12 protein-coding genes are annotated in these 15,181 nt (G+C 71.3%); 3 read left to right on the forward strand and 9 right to left on the reverse strand.

Features of this window, described 5'->3' with window-relative positions:
* Positions 1 to 45 precede the first annotated feature (45 nt).
* A complete protein-coding gene (locus ABZ664_RS26760) occupies positions 46 to 3,732 on the reverse strand; it encodes an amino acid adenylation domain-containing protein (protein ID WP_362515515.1) in 3,687 nt (1,228 codons plus the stop codon).
* A gap of 160 nt (positions 3,733 to 3,892) precedes the next feature.
* On the reverse strand, positions 3,893 to 4,921 hold the full coding sequence (locus ABZ664_RS26765) for an iron chelate uptake ABC transporter family permease subunit (RefSeq protein WP_362515517.1): 1,029 nt from the start codon (positions 4,919 to 4,921) through the stop codon (positions 3,893 to 3,895).
* A gap of 110 nt (positions 4,922 to 5,031) precedes the next feature.
* On the opposite strand from ABZ664_RS26765, the gene ABZ664_RS26770 reads away from it, so the two are divergent.
* A complete protein-coding gene (locus tag ABZ664_RS26770) occupies positions 5,032 to 6,228 on the forward strand; it encodes a transposase (RefSeq protein WP_362515886.1) in 1,197 nt (398 codons plus the stop codon).
* Positions 6,229 to 6,268: 40 nt separating this feature from the next.
* On the opposite strand, the gene ABZ664_RS26775 is transcribed toward ABZ664_RS26770, so the two are convergent.
* A complete protein-coding gene (locus ABZ664_RS26775) occupies positions 6,269 to 7,288 on the reverse strand; it encodes an iron chelate uptake ABC transporter family permease subunit (RefSeq protein ID WP_362515519.1) in 1,020 nt (339 codons plus the stop codon).
* Between the two features lie 173 nt (positions 7,289 to 7,461).
* Here ABZ664_RS26775 and ABZ664_RS26780 point away from each other — a divergent pair, with 173 nt between their 5' ends.
* A complete protein-coding gene (locus tag ABZ664_RS26780; protein ID WP_350947273.1) occupies positions 7,462 to 8,103 on the forward strand; it encodes a response regulator transcription factor in 642 nt (213 codons plus the stop codon).
* Positions 8,104 to 8,253: 150 nt separating this feature from the next.
* Here the strand turns inward: ABZ664_RS26780 and ABZ664_RS26785 are convergent, their stop codons facing one another.
* The 5 genes from ABZ664_RS26785 to ABZ664_RS26805 form a co-directional block, all read right to left on the reverse strand.
* Positions 8,254 to 9,090, reverse strand: a complete 837-nt coding sequence (locus ABZ664_RS26785; protein ID WP_362515522.1) for a maleylpyruvate isomerase family mycothiol-dependent enzyme — start codon at positions 9,088 to 9,090, stop codon at positions 8,254 to 8,256.
* Positions 9,091 to 9,149: 59 nt separating this feature from the next.
* Positions 9,150 to 10,202, reverse strand: coding sequence for a hypothetical protein (locus tag ABZ664_RS26790; protein WP_362515524.1), 1,053 nt, complete (start codon positions 10,200 to 10,202; stop codon positions 9,150 to 9,152).
* 103 nt (positions 10,203 to 10,305) lie between these two features.
* The gene (locus tag ABZ664_RS26795) at positions 10,306 to 11,709 is read right to left on the reverse strand and encodes a helix-turn-helix transcriptional regulator (RefSeq protein ID WP_362515526.1); all 1,404 of its coding nucleotides are present in this window, start codon (positions 11,707 to 11,709) and stop codon (positions 10,306 to 10,308) included.
* Positions 11,710 to 11,906: 197 nt separating this feature from the next.
* Complete coding sequence (locus tag ABZ664_RS26800) at positions 11,907 to 12,035, reverse strand: hypothetical protein (RefSeq protein WP_362515528.1); 129 nt, start codon at positions 12,033 to 12,035, stop codon at positions 11,907 to 11,909.
* A gap of 139 nt (positions 12,036 to 12,174) precedes the next feature.
* Positions 12,175 to 12,591, reverse strand: coding sequence for a helix-turn-helix domain-containing protein (locus ABZ664_RS26805; protein WP_362515530.1), 417 nt, complete (start codon positions 12,589 to 12,591; stop codon positions 12,175 to 12,177).
* A 115-nt stretch (positions 12,592 to 12,706) separates the two neighbouring features.
* Here ABZ664_RS26805 and ABZ664_RS26810 point away from each other — a divergent pair, with 115 nt between their 5' ends.
* A complete protein-coding gene (locus ABZ664_RS26810; protein WP_362515533.1) occupies positions 12,707 to 13,564 on the forward strand; it encodes an NmrA family NAD(P)-binding protein in 858 nt (285 codons plus the stop codon).
* A 154-nt stretch (positions 13,565 to 13,718) separates the two neighbouring features.
* On the opposite strand, the gene ABZ664_RS26815 is transcribed toward ABZ664_RS26810, so the two are convergent.
* Positions 13,719 to 15,173 carry a PLP-dependent aminotransferase family protein gene (locus tag ABZ664_RS26815; RefSeq protein ID WP_362515535.1) on the reverse strand — a complete coding sequence of 485 codons (1,455 nt, stop codon included), beginning with the start codon at positions 15,171 to 15,173 and terminating at the stop codon, positions 13,719 to 13,721.
* Positions 15,174 to 15,181 lie beyond the last annotated feature (8 nt).

A 15,181-nucleotide genomic window follows, 5' to 3' on the forward strand; every position in this document is an offset into this window, starting at 1 on the left:
GACCGCCCCCGGCGGTCACGTCCCGCCGGGGGCGGTCGCGGACCGTCAGCCGGGCTCCTCCGCGCCCAGGCGCTCGGTGAGCTCGTCCTCTGACATGTCCTCGACCATGAGCCAGATCTCGGCGACCGCCTCCAGCCTGCCGGGGACCTCCTCCACCTCGGCGAACCGGCGGGCGACGCGCGACACGGTCCGCTCGGTGAACAGCGCGCGCAAGGGGAGCGAGGAGGCGTCGAGCGCCTCGCGCAGCCGCGCGATGACCGTGGTGGCCAGCACCGAGTCGCCGCCGAGCGCGAAGATGTCGTCGTGCGCGCCGACCCTCGGCACGCCGAGCACCTCGCCGACGACCCGGGCGAGCACCCGTTCCAGCGCCGTGCCCGGCGCTGCGTAAGGCGTGCCCGTCTCCCCCGCCGCCGCTGCGACGAGGGCGGCGAGCGCCTTGCGGTCCACCTTGTTGTTCGCGGTGAGCGGGAGCGCCTTCAGGGGCACCAGGAGGTCGGGAACCATGTGCGGGGGCAACAGTTCCCGCACATGGGCGAGCAGTTCCCGTGTCACGCTCTCCTCGGGCCCCGCCTCTCCCTGCCCGGTCTTCTCCAGGCCCGTCCCTTCCTGCCCCGCCTCCTCCGTCCTGGCCTTCTCCTGCCCCGTCCTCCGCGGCTCCGCCTCCCGTCCCGCCTCCCCGGCGAGCACGACCGCGGCGGCCAGGCGCGAGTCGGCGAGGAGCGCGACGGCTCGGCGCACCCGGAGGTTGCTCTCCAGCGCGGTCTCGACCTCGCCGAGTTCGATCCGGAACCCGCGCACCTTCACCTGGTGGTCGCGCCGTCCCAGGAACTCCAGCGTGCCGTCGGGCCGGTAACGGGCCATGTCCCCGGTCCGGTACCAGCGGATGCCCTCGTGGACGACGAAACGGTCGGCGGTGCGCTCGGCGTCGCCGCTGTAGCCGTCCGCCACACCCGCGCCGCCGATCCACAGCTCGCCCTGCGCCCAGTCGGGGCGGTCGCGCCCGGCCTCGTCGACGACCCGGCAGGCCACCCCGCGCAACGGCACGCCGTACGGGACCGTCGTCCAGTCCGCGGGCACCTCGCCGTCGACCTCGATCACGGTCGAGTGGATGGCGGTCTCCGTCGTACCGCCGAGCGCGACGAACCGTGCCCCCGGTGAGCGCTCCCGCAGCAGCGCGGGCAGGTGCGTGCCGACCCGGTCGCCGCCGAGCAGGACCAGCCGCAGGCTGGGCGCGGGGCCGGTGCGCAGCAGCATCTCCAGCACCGACGGCACGCAGTTCAGCACGGTCACCGACCACCGCTCGACCAGTTCGGCCCAGCGGGTGGCGTCGCGGCGGTCGTCCTCCAGCGGGATCGCCACGGCGCCGCCGGACGACCAGAGAGCGAACAGGTCGAACACCGACAGGTCGAAGTCGAGGGCCGACACGGCGAGCGACACGTCCGCCTCGCCGATCGAGAACCGCTCGACCAGATCGCCGATCGTGTTCATCGCGGCCCGGTGCGAGACCTCGACGCCCTTGGGCTCCCCGGTGGAGCCGGACGTGAACAGCACGTAGCCGACCTGGTCGGGCGGGACGGGCACCGGCCCGTCCAGCGGCGCGGGGTGCGTCACGGCCGAGGTGAGCGAGACCGCGACCCCGGCCGTCCTGAGGATCCTCTCCCGCCGGACGGCGGGCTGCCCCGTTCCGACGGGCACGTATGCGCCCCCGGCCGCCAGCACGCCGAGCACCGCCACGGCCTGGTCCGGCCCCTTGGGCAGCTCGACCGAGACCCGGTCACCGGGCCGCACCCCCCGCTCCACGAGATGGGCGGCGACGCGCAGGGCACGGTCGGCCAGCTCGCCGTACGTGAGCGTGCCGCCATCGTCACCGATGTCGTCGGCGCCACGAGTGCCGCCTGTGCCATCGGTGTCGCCGGTCCCGTCTGTGCCCCAGTGCAGCGCGGGGAGGCCGGGGGTGCGGCGCGCCCGCGCGAAGAACTCCTCGTGCAGCGTCCGCGCGGGCGGCGGTGGCTGGCCGTTGAGCTCGTGCCGCAGGCGCAGCCGGTCCGGCGAGGCGCCGATCCGCAGCGGCTCGCTCCAGTCGGCGTCCGGCGCGCCCAGGCGGGTGATCGCCCCCGCGTAGGCGGCGAACATCGCGTCGGCGACGCCTTCGGGGAAGGCGGGGTCGCGCACGTCCCAGTTCAGCAGCAGTCCGCCGGAGACCTCGGTGACCTGGGCGTCCAGGAGCACCTGCGGCCCCTGGGAGATGATCCATTCCGGCTCTCCGAAGCTGCGCCGCGCCCGGTCGCCGAACAGCTCGCCGAGGTTGAGCGCGCTGGTGTAGACGATCGGGGCGAGCACCTGCTCGCCCCGCGACCTCGACAGATCCCGCAGTACCTCCAGGCCGGAGTAGTCGCTGTGCTCACCGGCCGTGTGCATCAGCGCCTGCAACTCGCGGGCGCGCTCGGTGAACGGCGACTCCCTCGACAGGTCGGCCTCAAGCAGGATGGAACCGGTGAAGTCGCCGACCACGGCGTCCACGTCGGGGTGGATCGGCTCGCGGTGGAACAGCGGCAGGTTCAGCAGGAAGCGCGGGGTCGCCGACCAGGCGCCCATCACCTCGGCGAAGACGGCGGCGAGCGCCATCGCAGGGGTGACACCCTCGCGGTGGGCGCGGGCGATGAGCCGCTGCCTGTCCTCGGGAGGCAGCCAGTGGTGCTTGCGGACGACGCGGTCGCCCGGTTGCGGCACGACCGGCAGCTCGGGTGGCCCGGACAGCTCGCCGAGCCGCTCACCCCACCAGCGCCGGTCGCGGGCGCGGGCCTCGGCGCGCGGGTCGGCGGCGAGATAGCGCGCATAGCTGTACGCGATCGGCGGCAGGTTCTCGCCCTCGTACAGCGCCGCGAGGTCGGCCAGCAGCGTGCGGTAGCTCATCGCGTCGGCGGCGACCATGTCGACGTCCAGATGCAGCCGCGTCGCGCCGGAAGGCAGCAGGCTCAGTCGCACGTCGAAGACCCGGCCCGCCTCGATGGGGAGGCGCTGGGTGGACATCTCGGCGCGCAGCCGTTCCAGCTTTTCGGCGGGATCCGGCACGGTGCGCAGGTCGTGCACCGTGACGGCGGGTCCCGGCCGCTCCGGCAGGATGCGCTGGGTTCCCTCGTCGGAGATCGCGACCCTCAGCATCGGATGCCGCTCGACGAGTGCCACGACGGCCGCCTCCAATCGGGCGGGGTCGATCTCGCGGCCGTCGAGTTCCACGTAGAGGTGCGCGGCGACGGAGCCGAGCGACTGGCCCGAGTCCCGGCCGATCCAGTAGGCGTGCTGCATGAGCGCGAGAGGGAACGGCCCGTCCGGTTCGACGTCCCCCCGCTCCGCGGCGAGGGTGGGAACGCCGTCGAGGGCGACACCGGGGCCGAGCCCGGAGCCAGAGCCTGACTCGGGTCCGGAATCCGAAGCAGAACCGGCCTTGGTCTCGGAAACAGACCCGGAAACAGACTCGGAAGCGGAGTTCGGGGACGGAAGCGGGTGCGGCGCGATGGCGCCGCGCTCGGCGAGCAGTTCCCACCACTCGGCCAGGGTGGGCCGCCGCGCGAGTTCGGCGAAGCCGACCTCGACGCCGAGGCGGCGCAGGCGGCCGGTCAGTCCCATCAGCTGGATCGAGTCCATGCCCAGCTCGATGAGATTGTCGTGCGCCTCCACCCCCTCTCCGAGCAGGTCTGTCAGCGAACGGTGCAGTTCTTCCCTGGTCAGCACGAAGCTCCCCTTAAGTCAGGTAAGGCTAACCTAATTTAGAGGCATTCGACCGTCAACGTACGTCTTATGACGACTCGCGTGATCCAGGGCGCGCGGCCTCTCTGAGCGCCACAGCCGGAAGGACTCCTCAGCACGCCGTCACCTCGAAACACCCGGCCGCTCACGCCCGTCCTCTCACTCCCTCGGTCGAGAGCAGCCAGACCAGATAGACGCCGCCGAGCACCCCGGTGACCACGCCGACCGGCACCGCGACCGGCAGGTGCAACGTCACCAGGTCGCTGAGTACGAGCAGCGTCGCGCCCATCAGCGCGGCCGGTACGAGCTGCGTACCGGGCTTGCGGGTGAGCCCGCGCGCCAGCTGCGGCGCGGCGAGCGCGACGAACGGGACCGGCCCCACCGCCGCGGTCGCCACCGCCACCAGCCCCACCCCGATCACTACAAGCGCGGCCCGCGTCCGCTGGACCGGCACGCCGAGCGCCTGGGCCGCGTCGTCTCCGAGCTCGCCCATGCGCAGCCGGCCCCCGAAGGCCAGCACGGCCGGCACGAGCACGGCCATCGCCAGGGCGAGTGGCCACGCGTGCAGCCAGCCCCTGCCGTTCAGGCTGCCGGTGAGCCAGAACGCCGCCTCGTACGCCTCACGCAACTCGGCGCGGGTGACGAGATAGGCGTTGAACGCCTCGAGCATCGCGGCCGCGGCGACCCCGACCAGGATCAGCCGGTAGCCGTGCACCCCGCCCCGGTAGGCGACCAGGTAGACGGCGAGCGCGGTCAGCACCGCGCCGAGGACGGAGCCGGCCGCGACGGCGAAAGCGCCGCCGCCGATGACCAGAATCTGCAGCAGCGCGCCGGTCGCCGACCCCGTGGTGAACCCGATGATGTCGGGGCTGCCCAGCGGGTTGCGCGTGATGCTCTGGAAGACGGCCCCGCTCAGGCCGAGCGCCGCGCCGGCGAGCAGGGCGGTGAGCGCCCTGGGCAGGCGCAACGTGAGCACGATGAACTCCGTGGCCCGCTCCCCCCGACCGGTCAGCGCCCCCACCACCTCGGCGGCGGAGACGGGGAAGTCACCGCTGCCGACCACCGCCACCGCCGTCCCCAGCGCGAGGGCCGCCAGCGCGACGCACACCGCGACGACGCGCGGCTCCCACCGCAGGGACATCGCCCCGACGCGCAGGACACGACTCGTGCTCACCGAACACCTACAGCGTGGATGCCCCGTCCTTCAGGGCGGGGAGAAAACGCGGAACGGTCGCGCATGAGGGTCTCCGGGTTTTGTCGGTGGGCTTCGGTAGGTTGATCGACGTGTCCCGCTTCCGGCTTCGGCCAACGCCTGCCCAAGGGCAGGCGTTGGCCGAGCACTGCGGGCACGCCCGGTTCGTGTGGAACCTCGCGGTTGAGCAGCACGCCCACCGGAAGCCGGGCCGTACGTCCGCGCCGGGATTCGCTGAGCAGTGCCGACAGCTCACCGAAGCGCGCGCCGAGTTCGAGTGGCTGCGCGGCGGGTCGATCATCGTCCAGCAGCAAGCCCTCAAGGACTTCCACCAGGCGATGGCGAACTTCTTCGGCAAAACCCACCGCCGTCCGACGTGGCGTAAACGCGGGCAGGGTGAGGGGTTCCGTATCGTCGCGGTCAAACCCGGTGACGTGCGCCGCCTGTCGCGTAATGTCGGCGAAGTGAGGATCCCCAAGGTGGGGTGGGTGCGGTTGCGCTGGTCGCGTCCCGTCCCCGAAGGTGTGAAGTCCTACCGCGTCACCCGTGATCGGGCGGGTCGTTGGCATGTGGCGTTCGCCGCGATTCCTGAGCCGGTCCCCGCACCCGGTTCGGGTGAGGTCGTTGGCGTGGATCGGGGCGTGGTCGTGTCGGCGGCGCTGTCCACGGGCGAATTGCTGAACGCGCCCACCTTGCGCGACACCGAGAAGAAGCGGCTGCTCAAACTTCAGAGGAAGCTCGCCCGCGCTCAGCGGGGATCGAACCGGCGCGGCAAGGTCAAGGCCGCCATCGCGGAGCTGAAAGCCCGTGAGGCCGACCGCCGCAAAGACTGGGTCGAGAAGACCTCCACTGATCTCGCGCGCCGTTTCGACGTCATCGCGGTCGAGGACCTGAAGATCATCAACATGACGCGGTCGGCTAAGGGCACCCTCGAAGCGCCCGGGAGGAACGTCCGCCAAAAAGCGGGCCTGAACCGGGGCGTCCTCGCCGCAGGTTGGGGTCAGCTCGTGGCCCGGCTGGAGCAGAAAGCCCCGGGACGCGTCCAGAAGATCGACCCCCGTTACACGTCGCGGACCTGCGACACCTGCAAGCACCTCGCCAGGGAGAGCCGCGAGAGCCAAGCTCTCTTCCTGTGCGTCGCCTGCGGGCACCGGGCCAACGCCGACGTGAACGCGGCCAAAAACGTTCGCGACACTGCCGCAGGGCATGCGGTGGCTGCACGGGGAGGCTCCGGATTGCCGGAGCCGGCGAACCGTGAACCTCAACGCGACCTCCTCCCCATGGGGTAAGCGGCGTTGGAATCCCCCGCTTTCAGGCGGGCGGAGGACGTCAAAGCTGGGGAACCCTTCCGCGACGGACCATCAGTGCCAGGAGGGGAGCGCCGAGGAACGCGGTGACGAGGCCCGTCTCCAGCTCGCCGGGCGCCGCGACCACGCGCCCGATGACGTCGGCGGCGAGCATCAGCACCGGCGCCAGCAGCAGCGAGTACGGCAGTACCCAGCGCTGGTCGGGGCCGACCAGCGCCCTGACCATGAAGGGCACCGCCAGCCCGACGAACGCGATCGGGCCCACCGCCGCCGTGGCGGCGCCGCACAGCACCACGATCGCGAGCGCCCCCAGCGCACGGGTCCTGCCTGGTCTGGCACCCAGTGCGCGCCCCGTGTCCTCCCCCAGGGCGAGGGCGTTGAGCGGGCGCGCCAGGAGAAGCGCCAGCACCGTTCCCGCCAGCAGGAACGGGCCGATCCGCACGAAGAGGGCGAGGTCGCGTCCGGACAGCGAGCCCACCTGCCAGAAGCGGAAGCCGTTGAAACTGCGCGGGCTGATCAGCATCATCCCCGCCGTCAGTGAGCTGAACACCGCGTTGATCCCGGCGCCCGCGAGGACGAGCCGCGCGGGTGTGGCGCCGGAACGGCCGCGCGACCCGATCAGGTAGACGAGCAGTGCGGCTCCGGCGGCTCCGAGGAACGCCGCCCACACGTAGACGAGGACGTCGTCCACCTGGAAGAGACCGATCACCGTCACGACCGCCACCGCCGCGCCGCCGTTGACGCCGAGCAGTCCCGGCTCGGCCAGCGGGTTGCGGGTCAGTGCCTGCATGAGCGCGCCCGCCAGTCCGAGCGCCGCCCCCACGGCGACCCCCAGCAGTGTGCGCGGCAGCCGCAACTCCTGGATGATCAGCGCGTTCTCCGAGCCGTCCGGGGAGAACACCCCGGCCATCGCCTGGTCGAGCGGGATGTGCTTGGCGCCGATCACGATTCCGGCCAGTACGGCGAGCAGCAGCAGGCCGCCCAGCAGGCACAGACCGGCGAGCCGTTTGGCGAGGTACGCGCTCTTTACGGGAGGAGGCACGCGATTAAAGTTAGCCTAACCTAACCCGGGTGGCGAGGGAAAGATCTCGCTCCCCGGGGAGCCCGGCCCGTGACCCGCGAGGTCGTACGGCGGCGGCGCCAAGGACCCGCTGAGGACCCGCTAAGGACCTAGGTCCCTACAGGCGAGGTCGTGGGAGGACTACCATCCGAGGCATGATTCGCGTGTTCCTGGTCGACGATCACGAAGTGGTACGGCGGGGCGTGGCCGCGCTGCTGGAGTCCGAGGGCGACATCGAGGTGATCGGCGAGGCGGGGACCGCCGAGTCGGCGGTGGCCCGTATTCCGGCGCTGCGGCCCGACGTCGCCGTCCTGGACGTACGCCTGCCCGACGGCAACGGGGTGGACGTGTGCCGGGAGGTCCGCTCCAGGGTCCCGGATCTGGCCTGCCTGATGCTCACCTCCTTCGCCGACGACGACGCCCTGTTCAACGCGGTGATGGCGGGCGCGTCCGGCTACGTGCTCAAGCAGATCCACGGCTCGGACCTGGTGGGCGCCGTGCGTACGGTGGCCGGCGGCCAGTCGCTGCTCGACCCGCAGACGACCTCGGCCATGCTGGCGCGGCTGCGCGAGCAGGCCGCCCGCAAGGATCCCCTGGAGGCGCTGACGGACCAGGAGCGGCACATCCTGGAACTCATCGGCGAGGGCCTGACCAACCGGCAGATCGGCGAGCGGATGCACCTGGCCGAGAAGACCGTCAAGAACTACGTCTCCAACATGCTGTCCAAGCTCAGCATGGAGCGCCGCACCCAGGCGGCGGCCCTGTCCGCGCGGCTGAAGTCCCGCCGGCAGGATTGACAGGACCTCCGCCCGACGCCGGGGTCACCGGCATCGGGCGGATCGCCACCGCTTCGGTCGTCGCCACCACTCCGGTCGCGCGGGACGCTCCACCCTGGCCGGGTGCCACCCCGTTCCGGTGTCTCGGTGACGAAGGACCCGCCGTGTGGGTTACCGGACGACCGCGAGGAGAGTGGTGGCGGCCGAGGTGAGGCCGAGGTCGCCGCGCGTGTCCGAGCGTCGTCGCGCCTCCTCAACGGTGATTCCACGGCTGGCGAGACGCCAGAGCACATCCTGATCCATCGTGACATGCGCGACGGGTTCGTCCACCGTGTCGCCAGGAGCCATGTGCCATCGACCGGCCTGTCGTGCGACAAACCAGACACCGCCTGCCGGGCCGGTGACGTCGAATCGGATGACCGTGCCCTCGGGGCGGGTCTCGGCCCGCAGGGTATGGGGCAGCGCACGCAGGAACGTGTCGATGACGGGGCCCAGCAGATCCGGGTCGTCGGCGCCCGGGCGGGAGACGGCATCGCGTATCTGCTGCTGGTGGACCCAGAACTCCGTGTATTCGCGGGCGATGTCGAGCCAGGCGGGACTGGTCAGATCGGTGGCGGCCCAGGACACGTCCAGATCGGCGGGGGCGTCCAAGTCGCGGACCGACCACAGGGCGTCGAGCTCGGGGCCCAGGTGGGCCAGCAGCTCGATCATCACCTGCGGGCTGCATTGACGAAACGCCCGGACGAACTCCTCGTTGACACGTGCCAGGTAGGCGGGCAACGTCTCATCGTCGGCGAAAACGGCACCATGGTACCCGTCCCGACCGCCCGAGAGCCGACGCAGGTAGTCGTTGAGTACGTGTCCGACGACATCATGAACGTTCCACCCCGGACAGACCGTCGGCCGCTCCCAATCCTGCGGATCCAGTGATCCGAGCAGGTCGAGCAGCGCGCGACGTTCGCGTGAGAACAGAGGCCGGGTGTCGATCACGGGACCGAAGATCATCATGCCGTGACAGTAAACCGCCTCGGCACGACACCTGGCCACAGGTTTTCGTGCCGAGGGCTTCACGACACCGCAGGGGGGCGCGTGCCGGATATCGGCTGCCGCGCCGTGAACGGCCTCAGGGGATGCGGAGGAACGTGACCCGTTCCGCGGTTTCGATCATCTGGCGGGCGAAGGCGGCCGAGTCGAAGGTGGAGGGAGACACCCTCAGGGTCTCCGCCATCGCGTTCGCCAGGGCCGTAACGGGCACCGTTCTCGACGTGCCGAGCGTCTGGGAGGGGATCGACGGGCTCGGCGAGCCGTCGGCGGCGCGCAGGGTCTTGGGCCGAGCGGGTCCGCGCCCCGGCCGCCAGGTCCAGCCCCTGGTCGGCGGCCCGGGTGAACGCCGGTAGCTTCGTCCAGGGGAAGGCCGGGTCGCTGGACAGGGACGTGGCGGCCCTTACGTCCGGTCTGAAGATCAGCGACGCGTAGCACACCGTGGACGCCGGGCGGGCGTTGCCGTCGGGGACACCCCAGCCGAACCCGTCCGCCGGCGCGGCCCGCCATCCGGCTCCGGTGGTCAGGTCGGCGAGGGTGTCCTGCGCGGCGGCCGAGAACCAGCCCGCGACCTCGTACCGGGTGCCGCTCGGCGGGCGGGAGCCGGTGAAGTCGGTGTCGTGGAAACCGAACACGCTGTGGCAGCCCGGGTAGAAGGCCGCGAAGGTGGGATCGCCGCACCCGATCGCCGTCACCTGCGGCAGCCTGTCTCCCGACAGGCCGGGCCGCCACCTCCCAAGGGGCACGGCCCGGCCGAGCCTGCGGAACGGAACTCCGCCGTCGGTCACGGGGAACGCGATCCCGGCCGCGTTCGCGTCGTCCGGTGCGGCCAGGTAGTCGCTCTCGACCAACCGGGAACGTTCCAATACCCCTTCCCTGCGGCGCGTCACCAGCCACCGGTTCGGCACGACGGGCACCCGCGTCTTCCCGCCCTCCTGGACGAGCCGGGTCAGCGCGTCCGGAAGCGACCAGTGCAGGTGCACTCCCGGCCCGAGCAGGAAGTCCTGTCCCTCGAAGGGGTCCGGGAGATTCTCCTCGCTGATGTACGGGGTTCCTGGCCGGACGTCCCGTTTCGTCATGGGATCGACGTACGGTAACCGGGTGAAATCCACCGGCTTCATCGACGCGTGCCCACTCCAAAAGGCCGGAGGGGCACGGCGTCAATGCGTCAGGGCGAAGATCTCACCCGGCTCTCGACTCGTGCGACACCCCGAGGTGCGCGGGGATCGCCGGACTCGCCGGGATCACCACCTCACGCCACTTCGAACTGGACGGCGTTTCCGTGCGTGGACCGACCCCCACCGTTTCGAGCGCCCTGCGATAGGCGTTCATCTGCTCTTCGGCCGCCCCGGTCCGGCCCCAGAGGTCACCGATCTCACGCCAGAGCCTGGCCGACTCCCGGTCGACGACGGGAGCCGCGGAGGCGTCCGGATCGGTGAGCAGCTCCTGCGCCTTCACCAGTGCCGCGCCTCCGTTTTTGGAGCGTGCCAGAGCCAGTTCGGCCAAAACCACGTGTGCCATCGCCGGCACCGTCCCCCGCATGTCGGCGAGCAGGCCGAGAGCCTGCTCGGCCAGACCGGTGGCGACCTCCACGTCACCGGAGCGCAGCCGTACGCGGGAGAGAACGACCAGGCCACGGGCGTGCTCGATCGTCCCGGCCGACAGCCGCGAGAGAATCTCGACCGCCGAGGCGGCGAACTCACCTGCCCGGTCGAGGTCGGCGTCCTCAGGACGCACGGTGGCGATCCATGCCCAGCGCATCGCGCTCTGGACGTGGCGGATGGCCATCCGCGCGGGCCGGCCCGCGGCGACGGCCTCCGCCGCGAGCCGCGCGGCGAGCGACGAGTCCTCCTCCTCCGCCGCGGCCGTGCTGGCCCGCCACAGGCTGAGAACCTCCGAGTCGCGGTCAACGGCGTCGGGCAGCGGGGAGATCACCAGCACGCGCTCGACGTACGCGAGGTCGATCTCGGTCTCGGCGAGCACCGCGGCGAGGTCGAGGGCGAGCTCACCCCGGTCGATCCCGAGCCGCTCGGCCTGGACCAGGGCCTCCAGCCCGAGATCCCGGGCACGCATCGTGTCACCGGCACGGTGGTAGCAGCGGCAGAGCGCCACGGCGACGGGAAGGACGGCGAGACGCTCGGGATGCGTCACGGCCTCGTGGCGAAGCCGCTCGTAGGCCTCGACCGCCCGCGCCGTGTCCCCCTGGGCCTCCAGCGCGCGAGCATGACCGAAACGCGCCTGCGCCGCGAGCACGGCGCTGTCGTCACTCGCCGCCTTGGCCGTGTCGGCGAAGAGCTCGGCCGCGGCGGCCGGGTCCCCGTGACACAGTTCGAGCTCGGCCTGACGCAGGGCGAGCCCGGTGTCGACGCGCTGGTGCGGCTCGATCCCGTGGAGGAGGAACTCCATGCCGCAGCCGAGCCGGTCGGCGAGCAGGCGCGTGACGACCGGTGTGGGGGTTCGTTTTCCGGACTCGATGAGCGAAACATAACTGTCAGACAGGTCTGGCCCGGCCAACTGCGCCTGGGACATGTGCCTGCTCAACCGCAATCCGCGGATGCGGTCACCGATGGTTGCTTGACCGGCCATCACCAGAGCCGTTCCGTCGGCGGCACGATAAGATCCACGTCCCACTCCTTACGCACGGTTTACTGTCAATTACAGTAGATCGTACTGCTCTTCCTGGCTAGCGGAGCCGTAGCGGCTGACCGTTTTATCCGGGTTTCACGGCGAGTGTCACCGGAGCGCGCGGCACGCCCGCTCGCCCCTGCTGCCGGCTCGGTTCGTTACCCGCCCGGTCGAGACCGCGCACCGCGCGCTCCAGCGACGACCGCCGCGACGCCGTTCGACTCGACGTAGGCGCGAAGGGGCGCGGAGACGCGGTCGGTGGGGGAATCAATGATCTTGTCGCTCATGCCGGACACGCTATCGGCCCCCGGCGACATTTCTTGATCCGCTTTTCCGGCCGCGCACCGATCCGGCCCCGCTCTCCTCGCAGCCTCGTTCCGCGATGAGGGTCGCCCGGCCGCCGGACCGACGCGACGGGTGGCCCGCCTACGTCGTCCGGTGATCGTCTCTGGTCCGGTCGTGACGTGCACGAGCCTCCATCACCGCGGGCATCTCACCCTCCAGCCATTCGATGAGGTCGAGCAGGCGCGCGGCCGCCTGGGCACCGAGCGGCGTGAGGCTGTACTCGACTTTCGGGGGGATGGTCGGCTCGGCCTCGCGGTGGACCAGGCCGTCGCGCTCCAGGGCCTGCAGGGTCTGGGCGAGCATCTTCTCACTCACTCCGTCGACCCGGCGGCGCAGGGCATTGAAGCGATAGGTCCCCTCGTGGAGCGCGACCATGACCAGGATGCCCCAGCGGCCGGTGATGTGCTCCATCGTCTCGCGCGAGACGCATCCACGCATGAAGACGTCGAAGGTGAGCTGACTGAACTCGTCCTGCGGGGTCGCGACCCGGTCGTCCATCCTTCCACCCTACTTTCTCGCCACACCACCCCAAAGAGAGTACTAACTTTTAGTTGGCGCTATCTATTAGTTAGTACTAACCTGGCGGCGAACCCTTCGAGCGAGGAGAAGTGAAATGATCGTTGTCACCGGTGCCACCGGCCGGCTCGGCCGCCTGGTGGTGGACGGACTGCTGGAGAGCGTGCCCGCCGATCATGTTGTGGCCGCCGTGAGGAATTCCGGCAAGGCGGCCGACCTGACCGCGCGCGGCGTCAAGATCAAGGAGACCGACTACGAGCGGCCGGAGACGCTCAAGGGAGTCTTCGCCCCCGGCGACACGGTCCTGCTCATCTCCGGCGACGCCGTCGGACGACGCCTCGGACAACACCGCGCCGTGGTGGACGCCGCCAGAGCGGCCGAGGTCGCCCGCATCGTCTACACCAGCGTGCTGCACGCCGACACCACGCCCCTCGCGCTGGCCGCCGACCACCGAGGCACCGAGGAACACATCCGCGCCTCCGGGATCCCGTTCACCTTCCTGCGCAACGGCTTCTACACCGAGGTCTACGCGGCGTCCGTCCTTCAGGGCGTCGAGCACGGTGTGATCTTCGGCGCCGCCGCTGAGGGCCGCGTCGCCAGCGCGGCCCGGGCCGACTTCGCGGCCGCGGCCGTCGCCGTGCTCACCCGCGAGGAAGACGGCGACAAGATCTACGAACTCTCCGGCGACACCGCCTGGAGCCTGCCCGAGCTGGCCGCCGAGGTGTCGGCGGCCACCGGCAGGCCGGTCGTCTACCAGGACCTGCCGCACGCCGACTACCGCCAGGCGCTGATCGACGCGGGCCTGCCCGAGCCGGCGGCGACCATGTACGCCGACATCGACCTCGACATCGTCCGCGGAGCCCTCTCCCCCACCCCGGGCGAGCTCAGCGCCCTCATCGGCCGCCCCACCACACCGCTGCGCGAGTCGGTGGCCGCCATCCTCAAGGAGGCGTGAGTCCTCACGACGAGGCCGCCGTCCCGAATCGGGCGTGAAGGCCCCGTCGCTCCAACGCGGGTGTGGACCCCCAGGAAGAAGCCGTTCTGACGTGGGTGTGAACCCCGCGAGAAAACGGCAGCGGCACTCTCGCGCCAACAGGGCTTTCCGCGGCTCAACAGCCCCGCAGCAGGTCCGCGACGATGGCGATGCCGTCGGAGACGGCGTCCGAGGTCAGATTGCCGAATCCGAGGACGAGCCGCGCGGGAGACGGCCGCCCTTCCTGGGGACCGAGGAGATAGCCGCTCATCCCGTACAACCCGATGGACCGGCGGCGGGCGGCCTCGACCACGACACGCTCGTCCGTGCCCGGCGGCAGTTGGGCGACCGCGTGGAACCCGGCGGCCAGCCCGCGCAGCTCGACCTCGGGCGCGTGCCGTCCCAGCGCCTCGACGAGGGCCGCGCGCCGGGCGGCGTAACGTGGCCGCATGTGACGCAGGTGGCGGTCGTACTGACCTGACCTCAACAGGTCGGCGAGCGCGATCTGGTCGAAGACCGGCGAGCCACGGTCGGCGAGCCGCTTCTGATGCGCGACGTCGGCGGACAGACGAGGCGGGCAGAGGATCCATCCGAGACGCAGAGCCGGGGCGAGCGACTTGCTCACCGAACCGATGAGCGCCACCCGGTCGGGGGCGAGGCCCTGCAGGGCACCGACCGGTTCGCGGTCGTAGCGGAACTCGGCGTCGTAGTCGTCCTCGACGATCGTCGCGTCACGGGCGACGGCCCAGGCGATCAGTGCCTGTCTCCGGTCGGGAGCCAGTACGACACCGGTGGGCGACTGGTGGGCGGGGGTGAGGAGCACGGCACGCGCGCCGGAGGTCGCGAGCGCGCCGACGTCGATACCGCGCTCGTCGACAGGCACCGCGACGAGGTCGAAGCCCAGCGTCGCGGCGACGGCGCGGCAGTCGGGGTCACCGGGATCCTCGACCGCCACGACGCGCACCCCCTCCCCCGCCAACACCCGCAGAACGAGTCGCAGTCCCTGCGCGTACCCCGCGCACACGACGGTGTGCGACGGGTCCGCGGCCGCCGCGCGGACCCGCCGCAGGTAGGCGGCGAGCACATCGCGCAGCACAGGGTCACCGTAAGGATCGCCGTAACCGAGCAGGTCACCGGGCGCATCGCGGCAGGCGCGCCGCAGGGCGCGGCTCCACCGCTCGCGGGGAAAGCTCGACAGGTCGGGCACCCCTGGCCGGAAGTCGATCCGAACGGGCCCGGTGAACACGGTGGACTCCGGCGACGGGGTGAGAAAGGACGGCACAGCGGGCACGGGCTGCGGCTCGGCCACCGGCGGGCGGGCCGCGGCGGCCACGCGGGTGGCCGAGCCGCCACGCGTGACGAGGTAGCCCTCGGCCTGTAGTTGCGCGTAGCACTCGGTCACCAGGCCTCGGGAGACGCCGAGGTCCCGGGCCAGGACACGTGAGGAGGGGAGTCGCTCCCCGGCTGCCAGCCGACCGGCGCGGATGCTCTCGCGCAGCGCGTGTTCGAGCTGCACACGCAGCGGTTCCGGCCGGTCCCTGTCGACACGCAACAGGAGTTCGGGTCCCGAACCGGTCCACTCGATCGACATGAAACCGG

This window comes from Streptosporangium sp. NPDC006930, from assembly GCF_040635605.1.
GTDB lineage: Bacteria > Actinomycetota > Actinomycetes > Streptosporangiales > Streptosporangiaceae > Streptosporangium.